This is a genomic window from Paracraurococcus ruber (assembly GCF_004353985.1).
Classification (GTDB): domain Bacteria; phylum Pseudomonadota; class Alphaproteobacteria; order Acetobacterales; family Acetobacteraceae; genus Paracraurococcus; species Paracraurococcus ruber.
The window spans coordinates 1-1453 of sequence record NZ_SMOA01000558.1; the positions used below are offsets into that span (position 1 = coordinate 1).

Genomic DNA, 1453 nt, shown 5'->3' on the forward strand with positions numbered 1-1453 from the left:
CGTCACCCGCAGGCCGCCATTGGCGAAGGGGGCATAGGCGGCCGTCAGGTCCAGCAGCGTCACCTCCCCGGTGCCGAGCGCGAGCGACGCGTCGTTCGGGAAGCGGCCATCGAGGCCGAGGCGCCGCGCCGCCGCCGCCGCCGCGCGCGGCCCGCCGGCGCGGTACAGCACCCGCACCGCCGCGGTGTTCACCGACTGCGCCAGCGCCTCCTCCATGCTGATCTCGCCGCGCATCCGCCAGGTGCCATTGCCGGGCGACCAGCCGCCGAGCGTCAGCGGCCCGTCCGGCACATCCTCCTCCGGCCGCATGCCGGCTTCCAGCGCGGCGAGGAAGACGAAGGGCTTGAAGGCGGAGCCGGGCTGGCGGCGGGCGCTGGTGGCGCGGTTGAACTGGCTGGCGCGGAAGTCCCGCCCGCCGGCCATGGCGCGCACCGCGCCGCTGCCCGCCTCCAGCGCCACCACCGCGCCCTGGGTGACGCCGGCGCGGGCGCCGGGCCCGGCCAGCAGGGCTTCCAGCCTTGCCTCCACCACCGCCTGCAGGCGCGGATTGAGGGTAGCCCGGAGCACGAGGTCGGCATTGCCCGGGAAGGTCTCCGCCAGGTCCTCCAGCGCCCAGTCGGCGAACCAGCCGGCCTGGCGGGACGGCGGGGGCGGCAGCCGCATGCGGCCGAGCTCCGCCTCCATCTGCGCAGTCGTGATGGCGCCGGTCGCCACCATCGCCTCCAGCACCTCCGCCGCGCGGGCCACCGCCAGGTCGGGCGAGGCGCGGGGGTTCAGCCGCGAGGGCGCCTTCGGCAGCCCGGCCAGCATCGCCGCCTGCCACAGCGTGACGCGGCGCGCCGGCACGCCGAAGAACAGCCGCGCCGCCGCATCCACCCCATAGGCCCCGGCGCCCAGGTAGACGCGGTTCAGGTAGATCTCGAGCAGCTGGTCCTTGCTGAAGCGATGCTCCAGCCACAGCGCCAGCAGCGCCTCCTGCACCTTGCGGCGGGTGGTGCGCTCGGCGGTCAGGAACAGGTTCTTCGCCAATTGCTGCGTCAGGGTGGAGCCGCCCTGCACCACCTCCCCCGCGCGCCAGTTGGCGACCGCGGCGCGGGCCAGGCCGATGGGGTCGAGGCCCCAGTGGTGGCGAAAGCGCCGGTCCTCCACCGCCATCAGCGCGGCGGGCAGGGCGGGCGGCAGGTCGCGCAGCCGCACCGTCTCCCCGTACAGGTCGCCCTGGGTCGCCAGCAGCGTGCCGTCGGCCGCCAGCAGGGTGACGGAGGGGCGGCGGGTGGCCTGCGGCACGCCATCCACCCGCGGCAGGTCCCAGGCGAAGAACAGCAGCAGGGCAAAGAGGCCGAGGCCGCCGAAGACCAGCCCCTGCACCAGCCAGCCCAGCCAGCGCCGGCCGCGGCGGCGCGCGGCGGGGGCAAGGGGGGGCGCGGAAGGGGCCGGCCGCGGCGGCCGCGCC

At 76.7% G+C, this 1453-nt stretch carries 1 protein-coding gene; it reads right to left on the reverse strand.

Annotated elements, in window-relative coordinates:
* A partial coding sequence (locus E2C05_RS31730; protein ID WP_240046984.1) for a transglycosylase domain-containing protein occupies positions 1-1368 on the reverse strand: 1368 nt, incomplete at its 3' end.
* Positions 1369-1453 lie beyond the last annotated feature (85 nt).